This is a genomic window from Pararhizobium gei, assembly GCF_029223885.1.
GTDB lineage: Bacteria > Pseudomonadota > Alphaproteobacteria > Rhizobiales > Rhizobiaceae > Pararhizobium > Pararhizobium gei.
In genome coordinates this window covers 2159221-2174847 of record NZ_CP119409.1, presented here as the reverse complement: position 1 = coordinate 2174847, position 15627 = coordinate 2159221, and the positions used below count along the sequence as shown (strand labels likewise).

Genomic DNA, 15627 nt, shown 5'->3' with positions numbered 1-15627 from the left:
GGATGGAACGGGCATGGCCCGTGAATGTAACACCGTTATGAAAATTCACCCCGGCTCGGCGCACCGGACCAGAGAACCCGATGCAAAAAGGACAAGGCCGTTCACTTCTTCAGTCGTAAACGGCCTTGTCCTGATTTTATATGCGGAACGGCCGGAAAAACCGCCGTCTAGGCCTGATCAGGCTTCGGCGACTTCTTCGAGTGCCGGCTCAAGCGGCAGATCGGAGGATGCGCCGAGGTCGCGGCCAGAGGAGCTCTGCTGGCGGGCGATGCCGTCGAGGGCAGCACGCGAGATCAGATCGCAATACAGCGAGATCGCACGCGACGCGTCGTCGTTGCCGGGAATCGGGAAATCGATACGGTCCGGATCGCAGTTCGAATCGATGATCGCGACGACCGGAATGCCAAGACGCTTGGCTTCGTCGATGGCGATCGATTCCTTGTTGGTGTCGATGATGAACATCAGGTCGGGAACGCCGCCCATGTCGCGGATACCGCCAAGAGCGCGGTTCAGCTTTTCACGTTCGCGCTCGAGGTTCAGACGCTCCTTCTTGGTGAAGCCCGAAGCTTCCGAAGCCAGGATTTCGTCAAGCTTGCGCAGGCGCTGGATCGAGTTCGAAATCGTCTTCCAGTTGGTCATCATGCCGCCGAGCCAGCGGGCATTGACGTAATACTGGGCCGAACGCTTGGCAGCATCGGCGATGATTTCGGATGCCTGGCGCTTGGTGCCGACGAACAGAACGCGGCCGCCCTTGGCAACCGTATCGCTGACGAGCTGCAGAGCGCGCGACAGCAACGGAACAGTCTGTGCGAGATCGATGATATGAACGTTCGAACGTTCGCCGAAGATATACGGCTTCATCTTCGGGTTCCAGCGATGTGTCTGGTGGCCGAAGTGAACGCCAGCTTCCAGAAGCTGACGCATGCTAAAATCAGGCAATGCCATGCCTTTTTCTCCTTTTTCCGGTTGAACCTCCGCAAGGCAAACAGCATCTTCTTCGAAGATGCCACCGGGTGGAACCATCCGGATTTCTCCCGGACGATCCCAAACCTTACGTGTGGAATGCGCTGCCCTTACAAGCTGCAACGCGATAAATCAAGGGCTGCGCTTGAAATAGAGGCGGTTGCGAAGCGCGCTACTTGCAATCCTCCTGTTTGAAGATCTCCAGATTCGCCAGTTTGCCGCTCAGGACGAAGTCCCCGTAATCCATGGTGAGATCGCGGGTGATGCCGTTTTCGTAGAGCTTGAATTGCATACGGTAGATCGGCACCGCGTCGCCGGCGGTCTCGTCGTTGAAGTATGAAATGGTCACCGGCCAGAACGGCTTCGACGCCATGGCGCCGGCTTTGGCCGCATCCCCCTCGCCCACCGCCGGTTTCGCTTCGGCGCCGACCAATGTCGTGGTGATCAACGTCTTGTCGCCGGCATCAGACCCGTCGAAGATGCGCGATTCGAAAAGACGCTCTCCCTTGCGCGCACGCTCGATGACGTCGAGCATATGCTCGGTGGGAAAGAGGCCCCGCGCCAACTCGACTTCCCGCTTGTCAGGCGATGTGAGATCGACCTTTATACCCTTTTCGGCCTCGTGTGCGGAGCCACGCACTTCCTTGTCCAGCTTCTCGTCCGTATAGGATCGGGTGAGAAAGCGGAAATTACCGGTCTTCACATCCTCGTAGGTTGTTGTCTGCTGGTCCGTCAGCCGCTCCTCCTCACCGGTGCTCACCTTCGTGACGAAGCGGAAACTGACGGTGTAGCCCTCACAGGCGGAGCCGTTGAATTCATAGACCATGCGTCCATACATGCCGGAAATGCCGGCGCGGTCCGAAACGTCCTTCAACTCCAGATCATAAACGGCACGGTGGGGTACCAGAACCGCAGCGGACGCTGGCGAAACTCCGCTTGAAAAACATGCCCATGCCAGAACGACAGAGGCGAAGCCTGAACGAAACATCCGTTTCCTCCTGTTGGACTCGCCACCGATGCTATAAGAACACATCCGGCAAAAGCGAGGCAGCGATGATCCCAGAGTGGCCTATCACCGCGGACTTATCAGGGTTTGCATGCAGCATTTGCCGGCAAAACACAATATTGACCGAAGCGGCCGTGGCCGCAGCTGGCAAACTGCCCATATAAGTGCTCAAGCCAGAGCTTCGGCGACCGAAAAACAGAGACCGTCTTTAAAATTGCCTGAACGGAATTGATACATGACCGATCTTTCCTGGCTCACAGCCCGGCCCGTCGCACATCGCGGCTATCACGACCTGAATCGGACCATTTGGGAAAATACCCTCACCGCCTTTAACCGCGCCGTGGAGCATGGCTTTGCGATCGAGTGCGACCTGCAGTATACGGCCGACAGCGTGCCCGTGATCTTTCACGACGACGACATGCAACGGCTCTGCGGCATCAGGGGCGATATCCGGGAGAAAACGGCGGGCGAGCTGGGGCTGGTTGCGATCGGCGGCACATCCGACAAGGTGCCGACGCTTGGCCAGCTGTTGCGGCTGGTGAAGGGACGCGTTCCCCTGGTGCTCGAACTCAAGGGACGCAAAGGCGACGACGAGGGCTTCGCCGATGCCGTACTCGACACGCTGGAGGGCTACGAGGGTAAGGTCGCTTTGATGAGCTTCGATCACTGGCTTCTCAAGGATCTGAAGGCACTTGACGCACCCTACCCCCTCGGCCTCACGGCAGGCGGCAACCAGCCGGAAGCCTATCGCATCAATGAGGACGCCATGCGGATCGGGCTGGATTTCGTTTCGTATTTCTACGCCGATCTTCCCAATCCGTTCATCACCGCGCAGCGCGCGCTCGGCAGGCCAGTCATCACCTGGACCGTCCGGGATCAGGCCGGCGTCGATCACAGCTATCGTCATGCGGACCAGATGACGTTCGAAGGGTTTGACCCGAACGAAAGGCCCATCGCTTAAGAATGACAGCCGACATCAAAATCCGCATCGAAACGTCCTTTGAGGCAATTTCCAGCGACGCCTGGGGTTCCCTGGCCGGGGCGGCCAAGGGTCAGCCCGGCGGTCTCTACAATCCCTTCATGTCGCATGCCTATCTCTCGGCGCTGGAAGAGTCGGGCTCGGCCACGGCGGAAACCGGATGGCTTGGCCAGCATCTTTTGATGGAGGCGGACGATGGGACCCTTGTCGGCGGACTGGTCTGTTACCTGAAGAACCACAGCCAGGGGGAATATGTCTTCGATCACGGATGGGCGGACGCTCTGGAGCGCGCCGGGGGACGTTATTACCCAAAATTGCAGTGCTCGGTTCCTTTCACGCCGGCAACCGGTCCCCGGCTTTTGAGTGCGGTTGTTCAGGACGCCGATGCCGTTCGCCGTTCGCTTGCCGCCGGCCTTCAGGAACTGGCGCGTCGCCACAAGGTTTCGTCTGCCCATATCACCTTCGTGCCCGAGGAGGAGATACCGGTGCTGCGGGAGGCCGGCTTCCTTCACCGCACCGACCAGCAATTTCATTTCCTCAACAACGGCTATGATTCCCATAACGACTTTCTCGAAACACTGGCGTCGCGCAAGCGCAAGGCGCTGAAAAAAGAGCGGCGGGCGGCGCTGGACAACGACATCAGCATCGACTGGCTCACGGGTGCCGATCTGACGGAAGGCATCTGGGACCAGTTCTTTGCGTTCTACATGGATACCGGCAGTCGCAAATGGGGTCGTCCCTATCTGACGCGCCGATTCTATTCTCTCATCGGCGAACGCATGGCGGACGATATTCTTCTCGTCATGGCAAGACGCAACGGCCGTTACATTGCCGGTGCCATCAACTTCATCGGTAGCGACGCGCTCTATGGCCGTCACTGGGGCGCTATCGAGGACCACCCCTTTCTGCATTTCGAGGTCTGCTACCATCAGGCGATCGATTTCGCGATCTCGAAGGGCCTGAAGCGAGTCGAGGCCGGTGCGCAGGGAGAACACAAGCTGGCGCGCGGCTATCTTCCCGCGACCACACATTCCGCCCATTTCATTGCCCATCCGGGCTTGAGACGCGCTGTGGCCGATTATCTCGAACGTGAGCGGATCGAGGTCGAACAGATTGGCGGCATGCTTACCGAGCACAGTCCCTTCCGCAAAGGCGAGCGGCAGGAAACGGACGATTGACAAGCAGGAGACGATGCAGATGACCGGCATTTACGACAGCAACAATATTTTTGGCAGGATCCTGCGCGGCGAGATCCCTGCCCACAAGGTCTATGAGGACGAACACACGCTGGCTTTCATGGATGTCATGCCGCAGGCTCCGGGGCACGTCCTCGTCATTCCGAAGACGCCGTCGCGCAACATCCTTGACACCGATCCTGCAACACTGGTCCCGCTGATTGCCGTCGTGCAAAAAATGGCGGTCGCCGTGCGGCAGGCATTCGACGCGGATGGCATAACGATCATGCAGTTCAACGAGGCACCGGCCGGACAGTCGGTCTTCCATCTGCATTTCCATGTCATTCCCCGCTATGACGGCTCTCCCCTGAAACCGCATTCGGGAAAGATGGAAGATGGCGCCGTACTTGCAGTTCATGCAGAGAAATTGAAGGCCGTCTTGCTCGCTTGAACAGGATCAGAAACCCAGGGCGTACAGGCCGGCGCCAAGAAATGCGATTGCCGCTGCGATGCCAGCCGCAGGTTTTTGACGGCTCAGAAAGAACACCACTGCCCCGGCGACAATGGACCCGGTGCGAAGCCAGAGCGGCGATGCTTCCAGTACGCCTGTGGGATAGAGAATGAGTTTGGCAATGACGGCAGCCACCAGTGCCGTGGCCACAGCCCTGACCCAGTTCAAGGCTTCAGAATCCTCGCGCAACCGGTTTCCCGCGAGAACGCCCAGCCAGCGCCAGATATCGGTGGCAAGCCAACCGGCAACGGCAATGAAGACATAGGCCCACCAACCATCCAGAAGCGTCATGACCGCCCCCTCCTGTGCTGACGAAAGCGGCGTTCGGCGAACCAGGCCAGTGTTCCGCCGCCCAATCCCGCCAGCAGGATATCGAACTCCGGCGCCAGCCAGTAGAACAGCGGCCCGGCAATCAGACCGACAACCAGGGCAACATAAACCACCGGGTGACGGGCCGAACTCCAGATCGATGTGAGGAAATAGACAGGCGTCAGGAAAAACAGGCAACCAGCCACAATCGGCGGAAATTCCTCCACAAAACGATAGACCACAGCCACAAGCAGCATATTGGCCAGAACGAGCGTTATACTAAAGCCGGCAAAAAAGGAGACGCGGTGCGCGCGCGGAACGGCTTGCACGCGTTCCATCGCAAAGACCCAAGCCGTGATTGCAATGAAATGCGACAGAAACAGCAGCAGCCATGTCGGTGTCTTTTCGGTGCGGATTTCGGGTACCAGCGCGGCCACCATTGGCATCAGGCGAATCGATGACAGGGTGACCGCGATAAAGGCTGTCAGGAGGTTGGCACCGCCAAGGATGGATGTGACCAGGATCACCTTCGCCGGCAACGCCCACACGATGCCTGTCATGAAGACGACCTGCTCGACCGGCATGCCGGCCTGCGCCGTAAAAGCGCAAAACCCGATAAAAGACAGCATCAGGATAATCGCCGGCAGGCTAAAGATGCCCTTGACGCCGGTCAGGAACCAAAATCCTGCCGAGCCGGCTCTCTCGTCAATGCCCATCGAAATTCCCGTCATTACACAGCAAAAAGTGCCGGGCATTTCGCCCGGCACTGCATATCCTTTGTCAGAACATCATCATTTCTTGCGCGGCACCTTCGGAACCGTGCTTCCCTTACGCGGCGCCTCGACCGGGGTGACTGAGGTTTCCACAACCTGTGGCGAGACCGCCTTGCTTGCTTTCTTCGGCTTCGCTCCTGCGTCGGGTTGGGCACCGACGGTTTCCATTTCCTTCGGCTTCGCCGCCTTGGACGACTTGCGGACCGGCGAGACGACTTCAGGCTTCGGCTTGATCCGTGCCGTCTCCGGCACGAAGTCAAGGATAAGGCCCTTGCCGCCCTCGGCCTTTTCGCCGATCGTCACCTTCACCACGCCGCCCTTCTTCAGCTTGCCAAACAGGATCTCGTCCGCCAGAGGCTTTTTGATGCTCTCCTGAATGACGCGCGACAGCGGACGGGCGCCCATCTTTTCGTCGTAGCCTTTTTCCGCAAGCCAGCCGATCGCGTCTGGATGCAGATCGAAGGTGACATTGCGTTCGGCCAGCTGGGTTTCCAGTTGCATGACGAACTTCTGCACCACCTGATGGATTACCGGCGTCGGCAGCGAGCCGAACGGGATGACCGCATCAAGCCGGTTGCGAAACTCCGGCGTGAACAGGCGATTCAGTGCCTCCACGTCGTCGCCTTCGCGCTTTGCGGAACCGAAGCCGAAGGCGGCCTTGGCCATTTCGGAAGCACCCGCATTGGTCGTCATGATCAGAATGACGTTTCGGAAGTCGATCTTCTTGCCGTTATGGTCCGTCAACTGGCCGTGGTCCATGACCTGCAGCAGGATGTTGAACAGGTCCGGATGGGCCTTTTCGATTTCATCGAGCAGCAGGACCGAATGCGGGTGCTGGTCGATGCCATCGGTCAACAGGCCGCCCTGGTCGAAGCCGACATAGCCGGGAGGCGCCCCGAGCAGACGCGAAACCGTGTGCCGTTCCATATATTCCGACATATCGAAGCGGATCAGTTCCACACCCAGCGACGCTGCCAGCTGTTTTGCCACCTCCGTCTTGCCGACGCCCGTCGGACCGGAGAAGACATAAGAGCCGATCGGCTTGTTCGGTTCGCGCAAGCCCGCCCGCGCCAGCTTGATCGCCGAAGCAAGCGCTTCGATTGCCAGATCCTGACCGTAAACGACGGAGCGCAGTTCCTTTTCCAAATTGGCGAGAACGGTCTCGTCATCCTTGGAAACGGTTTTCGGCGGTATCCGCGCCATGGTCGCAATTGTGGCTTCGATCTCTTTCTCGGTGATCAGCTTGCGCCGCTTGTTCAGCGGAAGCAGCATCTGGGCCGCCCCGGTTTCGTCGATCACATCGATTGCCTTGTCCGGCAGCTTGCGGTCGTTGATGTAGCGGGCAGACAGTTCGACTGCCGACTTGATCGCCTCGTTCGAGTATTTCAGCTTGTGGTAATCCTCGAAATAGGGCTTCAGGCCCTTCATGATCTCGATGGCGTCATCGATCGTCGGTTCGTTGACGTCGATCTTCTGGAAGCGACGGACGAGCGCCCGGTCCTTCTCGAAGAACTGCCGGTATTCCTTGTAGGTGGTCGAGCCTATGCACCGGATCGCGCCCGAGGACAGCGCCGGCTTCAAAAGGTTCGACGCATCCATTGCGCCGCCCGATGTCGCGCCTGCCCCGATCACCGTGTGGATCTCATCGATGAACAGCACAGCGCCCGGATACTCCTCAAGCTCCTTGACGACCTGCTTCAATCGCTCCTCGAAATCGCCGCGATACCGGGTTCCGGCAAGCAGCGTGCCCATGTCGAGCGAGAAGATCGTCGCATTCTGCAACGCTTCCGGAACTTTCTTTTCGACAATCCGCTTGGCCAGACCTTCGGCGATGGCGGTTTTACCAACACCCGGATCGCCAACATAGAGCGGGTTGTTCTTGGAGCGGCGGCACAGCACCTGGATCGTGCGATTGACCTCGGAATGGCGGCCGATCAAGGGGTCGATCTTGCCGATCTTGGCTTTCTCATTCAGGTTGACGCAATAGGCGGTCAGCGCGTCCTGTTGCTTCTTTGGCCCGCCATCCTCCTGATCGCGGGACGCCTTGGGTTCGGAATCGGTTTCGTCGGCGCCGCGGGGCGTGCGGGTTTCGGTTGTTCCCGGCCGCTTGCCGATCCCGTGCGAGATGAAGTTGACCGCGTCGTAACGCGTCATCTCCTGCTCCTGCAGGAAATAGGCGGCATGGCTTTCGCGCTCGGCGAAGATCGCGACAAGCACGTTCGCGCCGGTTACCTCCTCGCGTCCGGACGACTGGACATGGATAACCGCCCGTTGGATGACCCGCTGAAAACCCGCCGTCGGCTTGGAATCCTCGTCATAGCCGGTTACGAGATTGCCGAGTTCATTATCGACATATTCGGACACCGTCTTGCGCAGGCTATCGAGGTTAACGTTGCAGGCGCCCATAACCGCTGCGGCGTCGGCGTCGTCGATCAACGCCAGGAGCAGGTGCTCGAGCGTCGCATATTCATGGTGGCGCTCATTGGCCAGCGTCAGGGCCTGATGCAGTGCCTTCTCAAGGCTTGTCGAAAATGTTGGCACGTCAGTTCCTCATTTCTTTTCCATGACGCATTGCAGCGGGTGCTGATGCTGACGGGCGAAATCCATCACCTGCGTCACTTTGGTTTCGGCAACTTCGTAGGTGAACACGCCGCATTCACCCACGCCGTGATTGTGAACGTGCAGCATGATCAATGTCGCCGCTTCGAGATCCTTCTGAAAAAAACGCTCCAGAATGTGAATCACGAATTCCATCGGCGTATAGTCGTCGTTCAAAAGCAGGACGCGGTAAAGGCTAGGCTGTTTGGTCTTCGGCTTTGTCCGGGTAATGACGGATGTGCCGCGATTGGCATTGCCCCCATCCCCGTCGCTGTCTTTTTGCATCCGGATCGGCATGGCGATCATTCTACTTCATTCCCTTGTCCAGCCGCAAATGCTTGGGAGGTGCCAGCGGCCTGTTCGACACATAATCTAGTGGTTCGTTTTCAGATTTTAAGGCTGTTCGCCGGTACTGCAATCATATTTGCGTCATGAAGCCCAAGATTGACCAAGTTTCTCGGCACCGGTGTACGGAAGCGGCGCGCAGACAACAAAAAACCGGCTGCGGGGCGCCGCAGCCGGTTCCGAACTCGAAAATGTGCCGATCGTCAGGCTGCAACAGCGCTCTTGGCCACGCTGGTCGCTTTCGCGATCGGCGCTTCGTAAGGCTTGTAGGCGTCCTTGGCGAGCCCGGCATACATTTCACTGATCTTCGTCGCTTCGGCGACGTAGCCTTCATAGGTCGACTTCAGATAATTGGTCTGAAGTTCGAGCGCAGCCTCGACGCTCTTGACAGTGCTGATCTTCTCGATGTGGGAAACGCTGTCTTCGAACGCTTTCTTGGAGTAGTCCGTGGCTTCGGTGGCAATAGCCTGAAATGCCTTTGTCATATCCGCGTAGGTTTTCAGCATAGCGTCCATTGCTTCTTTATTTTTCTTGTTGGCATCTTCGAAATTGAACATCGCCTGCTCCTTTGTTGACGCACCCGCAATAGCTCGACTTTATGTGCACTGCACAATAAAGTCAATATAAGGTGCAGCGCAACAAAGCACGGCCAGTGCAACACTGTGATGAAATCGGGCGGTGCCTTCGCATGCTGCCGTGGAAATTCGTAAAATGTCATTTCATCAAAAACCCGGCCTGAAATACAATCCGGGTGAGGTGCATGCACTTTGGGATGAAAATTTTCTAGAGATCGATGTCGAGAATGGCCATCGAGAAATTGTAGGAGAGTTCCCCGTCTTCCTCGTCACGGAAGACCACACCCAGGAACTCATCGCCGAGATAAACCTCGGCAGATTCATCCTTCTTGGGACGCGCCTTGATGACCATTGCCTGGTTGAACGTGCGCTTGAAATAAGCTTCGAGCTTTTTGATTTCTTCGGGCTTCAAGACGTGTCTCCATGCGTGTTTGATTTGCGCCGCTTTTCGCACGGGGGCTCAAGCGGTGTAAACCCCTTTAGCGGCCGCAAGCCGGATTGATGCGGTCAGATCTCGAACGACACCAGCAACTGATCCATCGAGCGGGACGGCTCGGAACATCCGGCCTCACCCACGACGCGGGCGGGAACACCGGCAACCGTGGTCTTCGGCGGCACGCCCTTCAGCACGACCGAGCCTGCCGCGACGCGCGAGCAATGCCCGATGTGAATGTTCCCGAGGATTTTCGCGCCAGCGCCGATCAGCACGCCGTTGCCGATCTTCGGATGGCGATCGCTGCCCTCCTTGCCGGTGCCCCCCAGCGTCACGCCATGCAGGATGGAGACGTTGTCGCCGATGACCGCGGTCTCGCCGACGACAAGCCCTGTCGCATGATCGAGAAAGATACCCTTGCCGATCCGGGCGGCCGGATTGATGTCGGTCTGGAAGACAGACGACGAGCGGCTCTGCAGATAAAGCGCAAAATCGCGGCGTCCGCGATTGAGCAGCCAGTGCGAAAGCCGATGCGTTTGGATGGCGTGAAAACCTTTGAAGTACAGAATCGCCTCCAGGAACCGAGTGCACGCCGGGTCGCGATCATAGACTGCCTGGATATCGACGCGCAGGATCGTCCCCCATTCCGGCCAGTCCTCCCGCATTTCGGCAAAGGTCTGGCGCAGCAGATTGGCCTGGAGATCGGGATGATCGAGCCGCTCGCAGATCCTATAGATGACCGCGTCTTCGAGGGAGCGCTGGTTGATGATGGTCGAATAGAGAAAGGCCGCCAGCAGGGGATCGTGCTGAGCCGCAATGCGCGCCTCGTCCTGCAGCGTGTCCCAGATCGGGTCCATGATCTGAACAGCCTCGACCGGACGCATGTCAGTTCTCGCGGCCATAGCCACTCTCCTTCGTGTCACTCTTGCGCATGGATATAATCTAAATCACCGATGACATAAATGCCTTGAGCATCGGAATGTCGAAATGTGCCCCCAAAGCGCGGCGGCCTATCGATGTTCGGTTGCCGCGAGGAAATCGAGCGCGGCTTTCTTGAACACACGGTCGCCGACGGCGAGCATGTGATCGCGGCCCGGAATATCCAGAGCCTGTGCGTCAGCGATAAGCGCGGCCAGTTCCTTTGGCGAGCCCGCAATCTCGTCCTTCGTCCCGACGGCGATCAGAACCGGCATGGAAAGGCGCGCCATGTCATGCGCGGACAAAAGTTCCCGCGATGTCGAAATGCAGGCGGCGAGCGCCAGGCGGTCGCTTTTCGTCTGGTCCGCAAAAGCCCGGAACATGCGACCACGATCATGCGTAACCATTTCCAGAGACGGTGCAAGCAGCGCCTCCGCGATCGGGTCCCAGTCGCCGACCCCGTCTATCATGCCGATACCCAGCCCTCCGAAAACGAGTGACCGGACACGGTGAGGATGAGCGAGCGCCATAAAGGCCGAGATGCGGGCGCCCATGGAGTAACCCATGACATGCGCCTTCGGAATTCCCAGATGATCGAGAAGGGCGATGGCATCCGAAGCCATGAGGTTCGGTGTATAGGCGGCAGGATCATGCGGCTTGTCGCTTGCGCCATGGCCGCGATTGTCCAGCGCGATCACCCTGTAGCCCGCGTCGCCCAGTGTTTTCAGCCAGCCAGGATAAACCCAGTTGACGTTTGCGCTCGATGCGAACCCGTGAATGAGCAGGATCGGAAAGCCGGAGGGATCGCCCTCGTCAAAATAAGCGACCGTCAGGTCATCATGCACGAATGTGGAAAAAAGCGGAGGGTTCAAGTCCATGGAACAGTCCTGTTGTGTCAACCGAGCTTATGAGCCGGGGCCGTCAAGGGAAAGCCCGGCTATGGCAAAAAACGCACCGCCGTGTTCTGTTTGCCGCTACACATTTTGCGCAAAGCTTTCTATGGTGCCACCAAATTCGATTTTCTTCTTCAGAACACGCAAGCGGAGCATGACATGGCAGGGCACGGTATCCCTCACTTTCAGAACGACGGCGGTCACGCGGTGATCGAAATCGGCGTGAAGGAATTCATGTGCACCGGCGCATCCGTTCCGTTCGATCATCCGCATATTTACATCGACATGGGCGACGACAATGAAAAGGTCTGCTCCTACTGTTCGACGCTCTACCGTTACAATGGCGCCCTGCACGCGGACCAGACAGCACCAGACGGCTGCACCTTCAGCACCAGGGCGGCCTGAACACATCCTCGAAAGTAAGACATATGGCACAGGGCGCGTCGGTCGCCATCGTTGGCGGCGGCATCGCTGGTCTTACCGCCGCTTTGTGTTTTGCCCGCAAGGGCATCGCAACCGATATATTCGAGAAAACCTCTGCCCTCAGCGAAGTCGGCGCAGGCTTGCAACTCTCCCCGAATGCGACCCGCATCCTGTTCGCACTCGGGCTTGAGCGGGCTCTCGAAGAAGTCTGGAACGAACCCTCATCCATTTGCCTCGTGGACGGCTCTTCTCTCCGCACCATCGCCAGCGTCCCCGCCGGCGGCTTTTCGCGGAAACGCTGGGACTATCCTTACGGCGTTCTTCACAGAGCCGACCTCCAGCACGTGCTCCTAGCCGCAATCCGCGACGAGCCGCTTTGCCGCCTCCACCTCGGCACATTGGTCGACCCCTCCGTGCCCGACGAACTCGCTGGAGTTTCAGGTCGCCAACCACGCTTTGTCGTCGGTGCCGACGGGATAAGGTCGAATATCAGGAAAACAATCCAAGACGCTGGCACAATACAATATTCCGGATTCGTTGCATGGCGGTTCACTTTGGAAAAAGGCGAAACACCCGGACTTCTCGACTCCGCGAAAGTGACCGCCTTTCTTGGCCGCGGCGCGCATGTCGTAACCTATCCGTTGGCGCATCAGCGCTTCAATATCGTCGCAATCACGCAGGCCTCCGAGCCGGACACACCGCATGACATGCCCGGTTCGGCAAAACGACAGCAGATGCTGGACGCCTTCTCCGGCTGGCATGACGATGTAAGGACCATGATGGGAGGAGCAGCGCCGACATTCTGGCCGCTTTACGAAATGCGAACCGGCGGCTGGGCCGATGACGACCGCGCCGTGCTGATCGGCGATGCGGCGCATGCCATGCTTCCCTTTGCGGCGCAGGGTGCCGCCATGGCCATAGAGGACGCTTTCGAACTCGCAGCATTCACCGCCCGCGGCGAGACGCTTTCCGCCTTCGCAAACCACCGCATCCATCGGATTGCCCGCGTTCGCTCACGCGGCTCCTTCAACCGCTTCGTCTATCATGCAAGCGGACCGGTGCGTCTCGGTCGCGACCTTCTTCTGTCGATGCGATCGCCGAAAAAGCTGGCCGCGGACCTTGACTGGCTCTACGGCTACCGTCCCCGCGATTAGGCGGAAACGGCCTGTGCGGCAGCAAGGCCGGCTTCGATATCCTTGCGGATGTCGGCGACATCCTCAAGACCGATCTGCAGGCGGATGACCGGGCCTTCAACCGGCGCCTTGCAGATTTTGCGATCCGACAGGCCGACATGCACGGCGAGGCTTTCATAGCCGCCCCAGGAATAGCCGAGCCCGAACAGTTTGAGAGCGTCGAGGAAGGCATGCGCCTTGGGCTTGAACTGCTCGGGTTGATCGGCCTTCAATACGACGGAAAAAATTCCGCTTGAGCCGGTAAAATCCCGCTTCCAGAGTTCATGACCCGGAAAGCTCGGCAAGGCCGGGTGCAGCACGCTCGCCACGTCCGCCCGTTCTTCAAGCCAGCGGGCGATATTCAGCGTGCTCTCCTGATGTCGGTCCAGCCTTACGCCCATGGTGCGCAATCCGCGCAGGATCTGATAGCTGTCGTCGGGCGAAACGCAGACGCCCAGGGTGATATTGGCTTCCTTCAATTGTGCCCAATGGGCCGCATTCGCGGAAACGGTTCCCAGCAGGATATCCGAGTGACCGGACGGATATTTCGTCGCCGCATGGATCGAGATATCCACGCCGTGGTCGAGCGGCTTGAAATACAACGGCGTCGCCCAGGTGTTGTCCATGGTGACGATGCAGCCGTGACGATGAGCGGCAGCGCAAATCGCCCGGATATCCTGCATTTCGAACGTATTGGAACCGGGCGCTTCAGTGTGCACAAGCCGGGTATTGGGTTTGATCAGGCTTTCGATGCCAGCGCCGATCATAGGATCGTAGTAATCCACCGCGACACCCAGTCTTTTCAGCATCGTGTCGCAGAAGTGACGGGTTGGAAAATAAACCGAATCAACGATCAGCGCATGGTCGCCTGACGACAGGAAAGCCAGGAAGGGGACCGTCACCGCCGCAAGACCGGACGGCACAAGGATGGTGCCGGCCGAACCCTCAAGCACATCGATGGCTTCGCAAAGCGCGTCGGTGGTCGGCGTCCCGCGCGTGCCGTAGGTGTAGCGTTGCGCTCTGGTCTCCATCGTCCTGGCGTCGGGGAAAAGCACCGTCGAGGCATGGACGACCGGGGGATTGACGAAGCCGAAATAGTCGGAGGGATCGTTGCCGATATGGGCCAGCCGCGTGTTGGCGCCGGCGCCAGCCAGGAAGCTCTTCTTGTCGTTCATTCAAAAGTTCCGTGCGAAATCTCAGATGCGCTTCTTGTCTGCGCGCATGGCAAGCAGGTCAAGCGCGGAATATCCCCGCAAGCGGGCGACCTTCAAAAATTCCGGTTTTGACGGTTTTTTAAACAGAAAAGTGCTTCCCACCTTGTTAAATTGCTTAATCATGTTGCGTTTTCAACGTTTTTCACTGTGCGGCCTAGAAAAGAAGCAAGGCGGCTTGACCCTGCGCTGTTTTGGGAATGTGATAGACATCACTCGCGCCAGGAGGGTGGCGGGGGCTGTGCTTGCGCCTGGTCAGGCAGCGGCATGGGACAAGAATAAGACAACAGAAGAAGGTTCTAAAAAATGGCAAAAAGAATTCTGACGGCGCTGGTCGGCGCCGCCGTTATGGGGATCGGCACGCAGGCGGCTTCCGGTGCAACCCTCGATGACGTGAAAGCAAAAGGGTTCGTTCAATGCGGCGTCAATGGCTCGAACCTGGCCGGCTTCGGCGCACAGGATTCGTCGGGCAACTGGGCAGGACTTGATATCGACATCTGCAAGGCCGTTGCCGCAGCTGTTTTCGGTGATGCGACCAAGGTGAAATTCACCCCCCTTTCCGCGAAGGACCGGTTTCCGGCATTGCAGTCGGGCGAAGTCGATATGCTGGCACGAAACACGACGTGGAGCGCCAGCCGCGATTCCCAGCTCGGTTTCGACTTCCGCGCCATCAACTATTATGATGGCCAGGGCTTCATGGTGAAGAAGGAACTGAACGTCAAATCCGCGCTCGAGCTCAGCGGCGCTTCGGTTTGCGTTCAGTCGGGAACGACGACGGAACTCAATCTCGCCGACTATTTCCGCGCCAACAAGATGGAATTCAAGCCGGTCGTCTTTGAAGCTCAGGACGAAGCCGACGCGGCCTACAATGCAGGCCGTTGCGATGTCTACACCACGGACGCTTCGGGCCTTTATTCGATCCGCCTGAAGATGGCCAATCCGGACGATCACATGGTTCTCCCGGAAATCATCTCGAAGGAACCGCTTGGCCCGGCCGTTCGCCAGAACGATTCGAAGTGGTTCGACGTTGTTTCCTTCGCCCATTACGCGATGGTGACAGCCGAGGAGTTCGGCATCACGCAGGCAAATGTCGAGGAAATGAAGAAGTCCGAGAATCCGGATATCAAGCGTTTCCTCGGTGAAGAGGCCGATTCGACACTCGGTGCGGACTTCGGCTTGCCGAAGGATTGGGCAGTACAGATTGTCAAGGCCGTTGGCAATTATGGCGAGAGCTTCGAACGCAATGTCGGCGCAGGGTCTCCGCTGAAAATTGAGCGCGGCCTGAACGCATTGTGGAACAAGGGCGGTCTGCAATACGCTCCGCCAATTCGCTAAGCGGTTGG

18 protein-coding genes are annotated in these 15627 nt (G+C 58.4%); 7 read left to right on the top strand and 11 right to left on the bottom strand.

Annotated elements, in window-relative coordinates; translation table 11 throughout:
* Window positions 1-177: 177 nt before the first annotated feature.
* Both rpsB and PY308_RS10715 read right to left on the bottom strand, forming a co-directional pair.
* A complete protein-coding gene (gene rpsB, locus PY308_RS10720; RefSeq protein WP_275790956.1) occupies window positions 178-945 on the bottom strand; it encodes a 30S ribosomal protein S2 in 768 nt (255 codons plus the stop codon).
* A gap of 190 nt (window positions 946-1135) precedes the next feature.
* Window positions 1136-1951, bottom strand: coding sequence for a cell envelope integrity EipB family protein (locus PY308_RS10715; RefSeq protein WP_275790955.1), 816 nt, complete (start codon window positions 1949-1951; stop codon window positions 1136-1138).
* 253 nt (window positions 1952-2204) lie between these two features.
* On the opposite strand from PY308_RS10715, the gene PY308_RS10710 reads away from it, so the two are divergent.
* Genes PY308_RS10710 through PY308_RS10700 form a run of 3 tightly spaced genes read left to right on the top strand, consistent with a single transcriptional unit; the run spans window position 2205 to window position 4574 of the window.
* A complete protein-coding gene (locus PY308_RS10710; protein ID WP_275790954.1) occupies window positions 2205-2930 on the top strand; it encodes a glycerophosphodiester phosphodiesterase in 726 nt (241 codons plus the stop codon).
* Window positions 2931-2932: 2 nt separating this feature from the next.
* Window positions 2933-4126, top strand: a complete 1194-nt coding sequence (locus PY308_RS10705) for a GNAT family N-acetyltransferase (RefSeq protein WP_275790953.1) — start codon at window positions 2933-2935, stop codon at window positions 4124-4126.
* Window positions 4127-4145: 19 nt separating this feature from the next.
* Window positions 4146-4574, top strand: a complete 429-nt coding sequence (locus PY308_RS10700; protein ID WP_275790952.1) for an HIT family protein — start codon at window positions 4146-4148, stop codon at window positions 4572-4574.
* A 6-nt stretch (window positions 4575-4580) separates the two neighbouring features.
* Here PY308_RS10700 and PY308_RS10695 read toward each other — a convergent pair whose 3' ends face one another.
* The 8 genes from PY308_RS10695 to PY308_RS10660 all read right to left on the bottom strand — a co-directional run bounded on the left by PY308_RS10695 (window position 4581) and on the right by PY308_RS10660 (window position 11463).
* On the bottom strand, window positions 4581-4925 hold the full coding sequence (locus PY308_RS10695) for an AzlD domain-containing protein (protein ID WP_275790951.1): 345 nt from the start codon (window positions 4923-4925) through the stop codon (window positions 4581-4583).
* On the bottom strand, window positions 4922-5659 hold the full coding sequence (locus PY308_RS10690) for an AzlC family ABC transporter permease (RefSeq protein ID WP_275790950.1): 738 nt from the start codon (window positions 5657-5659) through the stop codon (window positions 4922-4924). Before PY308_RS10690 ends, PY308_RS10695 begins: the two co-directional genes overlap by 4 nt.
* 75 nt (window positions 5660-5734) lie before the next feature.
* Entirely contained in the window at window positions 5735-8257 is a 2523-nt protein-coding gene (gene clpA / locus PY308_RS10685) for an ATP-dependent Clp protease ATP-binding subunit ClpA (RefSeq protein ID WP_275790949.1), read from the bottom strand.
* A gap of 9 nt (window positions 8258-8266) precedes the next feature.
* A complete protein-coding gene (gene clpS / locus PY308_RS10680; protein ID WP_275790948.1) occupies window positions 8267-8620 on the bottom strand; it encodes an ATP-dependent Clp protease adapter ClpS in 354 nt (117 codons plus the stop codon).
* A gap of 242 nt (window positions 8621-8862) precedes the next feature.
* Window positions 8863-9216, bottom strand: a complete 354-nt coding sequence (locus tag PY308_RS10675; RefSeq protein WP_275790947.1) for a phasin family protein — start codon at window positions 9214-9216, stop codon at window positions 8863-8865.
* Window positions 9217-9442: 226 nt separating this feature from the next.
* Window positions 9443-9646, bottom strand: a complete 204-nt coding sequence (locus PY308_RS10670) for a DUF3126 family protein (RefSeq protein ID WP_068955492.1) — start codon at window positions 9644-9646, stop codon at window positions 9443-9445.
* Between the two features lie 95 nt (window positions 9647-9741).
* Window positions 9742-10569, bottom strand: coding sequence for a serine O-acetyltransferase (gene cysE, locus PY308_RS10665; protein WP_275790946.1), 828 nt, complete (start codon window positions 10567-10569; stop codon window positions 9742-9744).
* A 108-nt stretch (window positions 10570-10677) separates the two neighbouring features.
* Window positions 10678-11463 (bottom strand): alpha/beta fold hydrolase, encoded by a 786-nt coding sequence (locus PY308_RS10660; protein ID WP_275790945.1) that lies wholly within the window; start codon window positions 11461-11463, stop codon window positions 10678-10680.
* A 174-nt stretch (window positions 11464-11637) separates the two neighbouring features.
* Here PY308_RS10660 and PY308_RS10655 point away from each other — a divergent pair, with 174 nt between their 5' ends.
* Both PY308_RS10655 and PY308_RS10650 read left to right on the top strand, forming a co-directional pair.
* Window positions 11638-11883, top strand: coding sequence for a zinc-finger domain-containing protein (locus tag PY308_RS10655; protein WP_275790944.1), 246 nt, complete (start codon window positions 11638-11640; stop codon window positions 11881-11883).
* 23 nt (window positions 11884-11906) lie between these two features.
* On the top strand, window positions 11907-13055 hold the full coding sequence (locus PY308_RS10650; RefSeq protein ID WP_275790943.1) for an FAD-dependent monooxygenase: 1149 nt from the start codon (window positions 11907-11909) through the stop codon (window positions 13053-13055).
* Here PY308_RS10650 and PY308_RS10645 read toward each other — a convergent pair.
* Window positions 13052-14248, bottom strand: a complete 1197-nt coding sequence (locus PY308_RS10645) for a cystathionine beta-lyase (protein ID WP_275790942.1) — start codon at window positions 14246-14248, stop codon at window positions 13052-13054. The two genes, PY308_RS10650 and PY308_RS10645, sit on opposite strands and share 4 nt — an antisense overlap.
* On the opposite strand from PY308_RS10645, the gene PY308_RS10640 reads away from it, so the two are divergent.
* Both PY308_RS10640 and PY308_RS10635 read left to right on the top strand, forming a co-directional pair.
* Complete coding sequence (locus PY308_RS10640) at window positions 14238-14609, top strand: hypothetical protein (protein ID WP_275790941.1); 372 nt, start codon at window positions 14238-14240, stop codon at window positions 14607-14609. The genes PY308_RS10645 and PY308_RS10640 overlap by 11 nt on opposite strands.
* On the top strand, window positions 14591-15619 hold the full coding sequence (locus PY308_RS10635) for an amino acid ABC transporter substrate-binding protein (RefSeq protein ID WP_275790940.1): 1029 nt from the start codon (window positions 14591-14593) through the stop codon (window positions 15617-15619). Before PY308_RS10640 ends, PY308_RS10635 begins: the two co-directional genes overlap by 19 nt.
* Window positions 15620-15627: the final 8 nt, after the last annotated feature.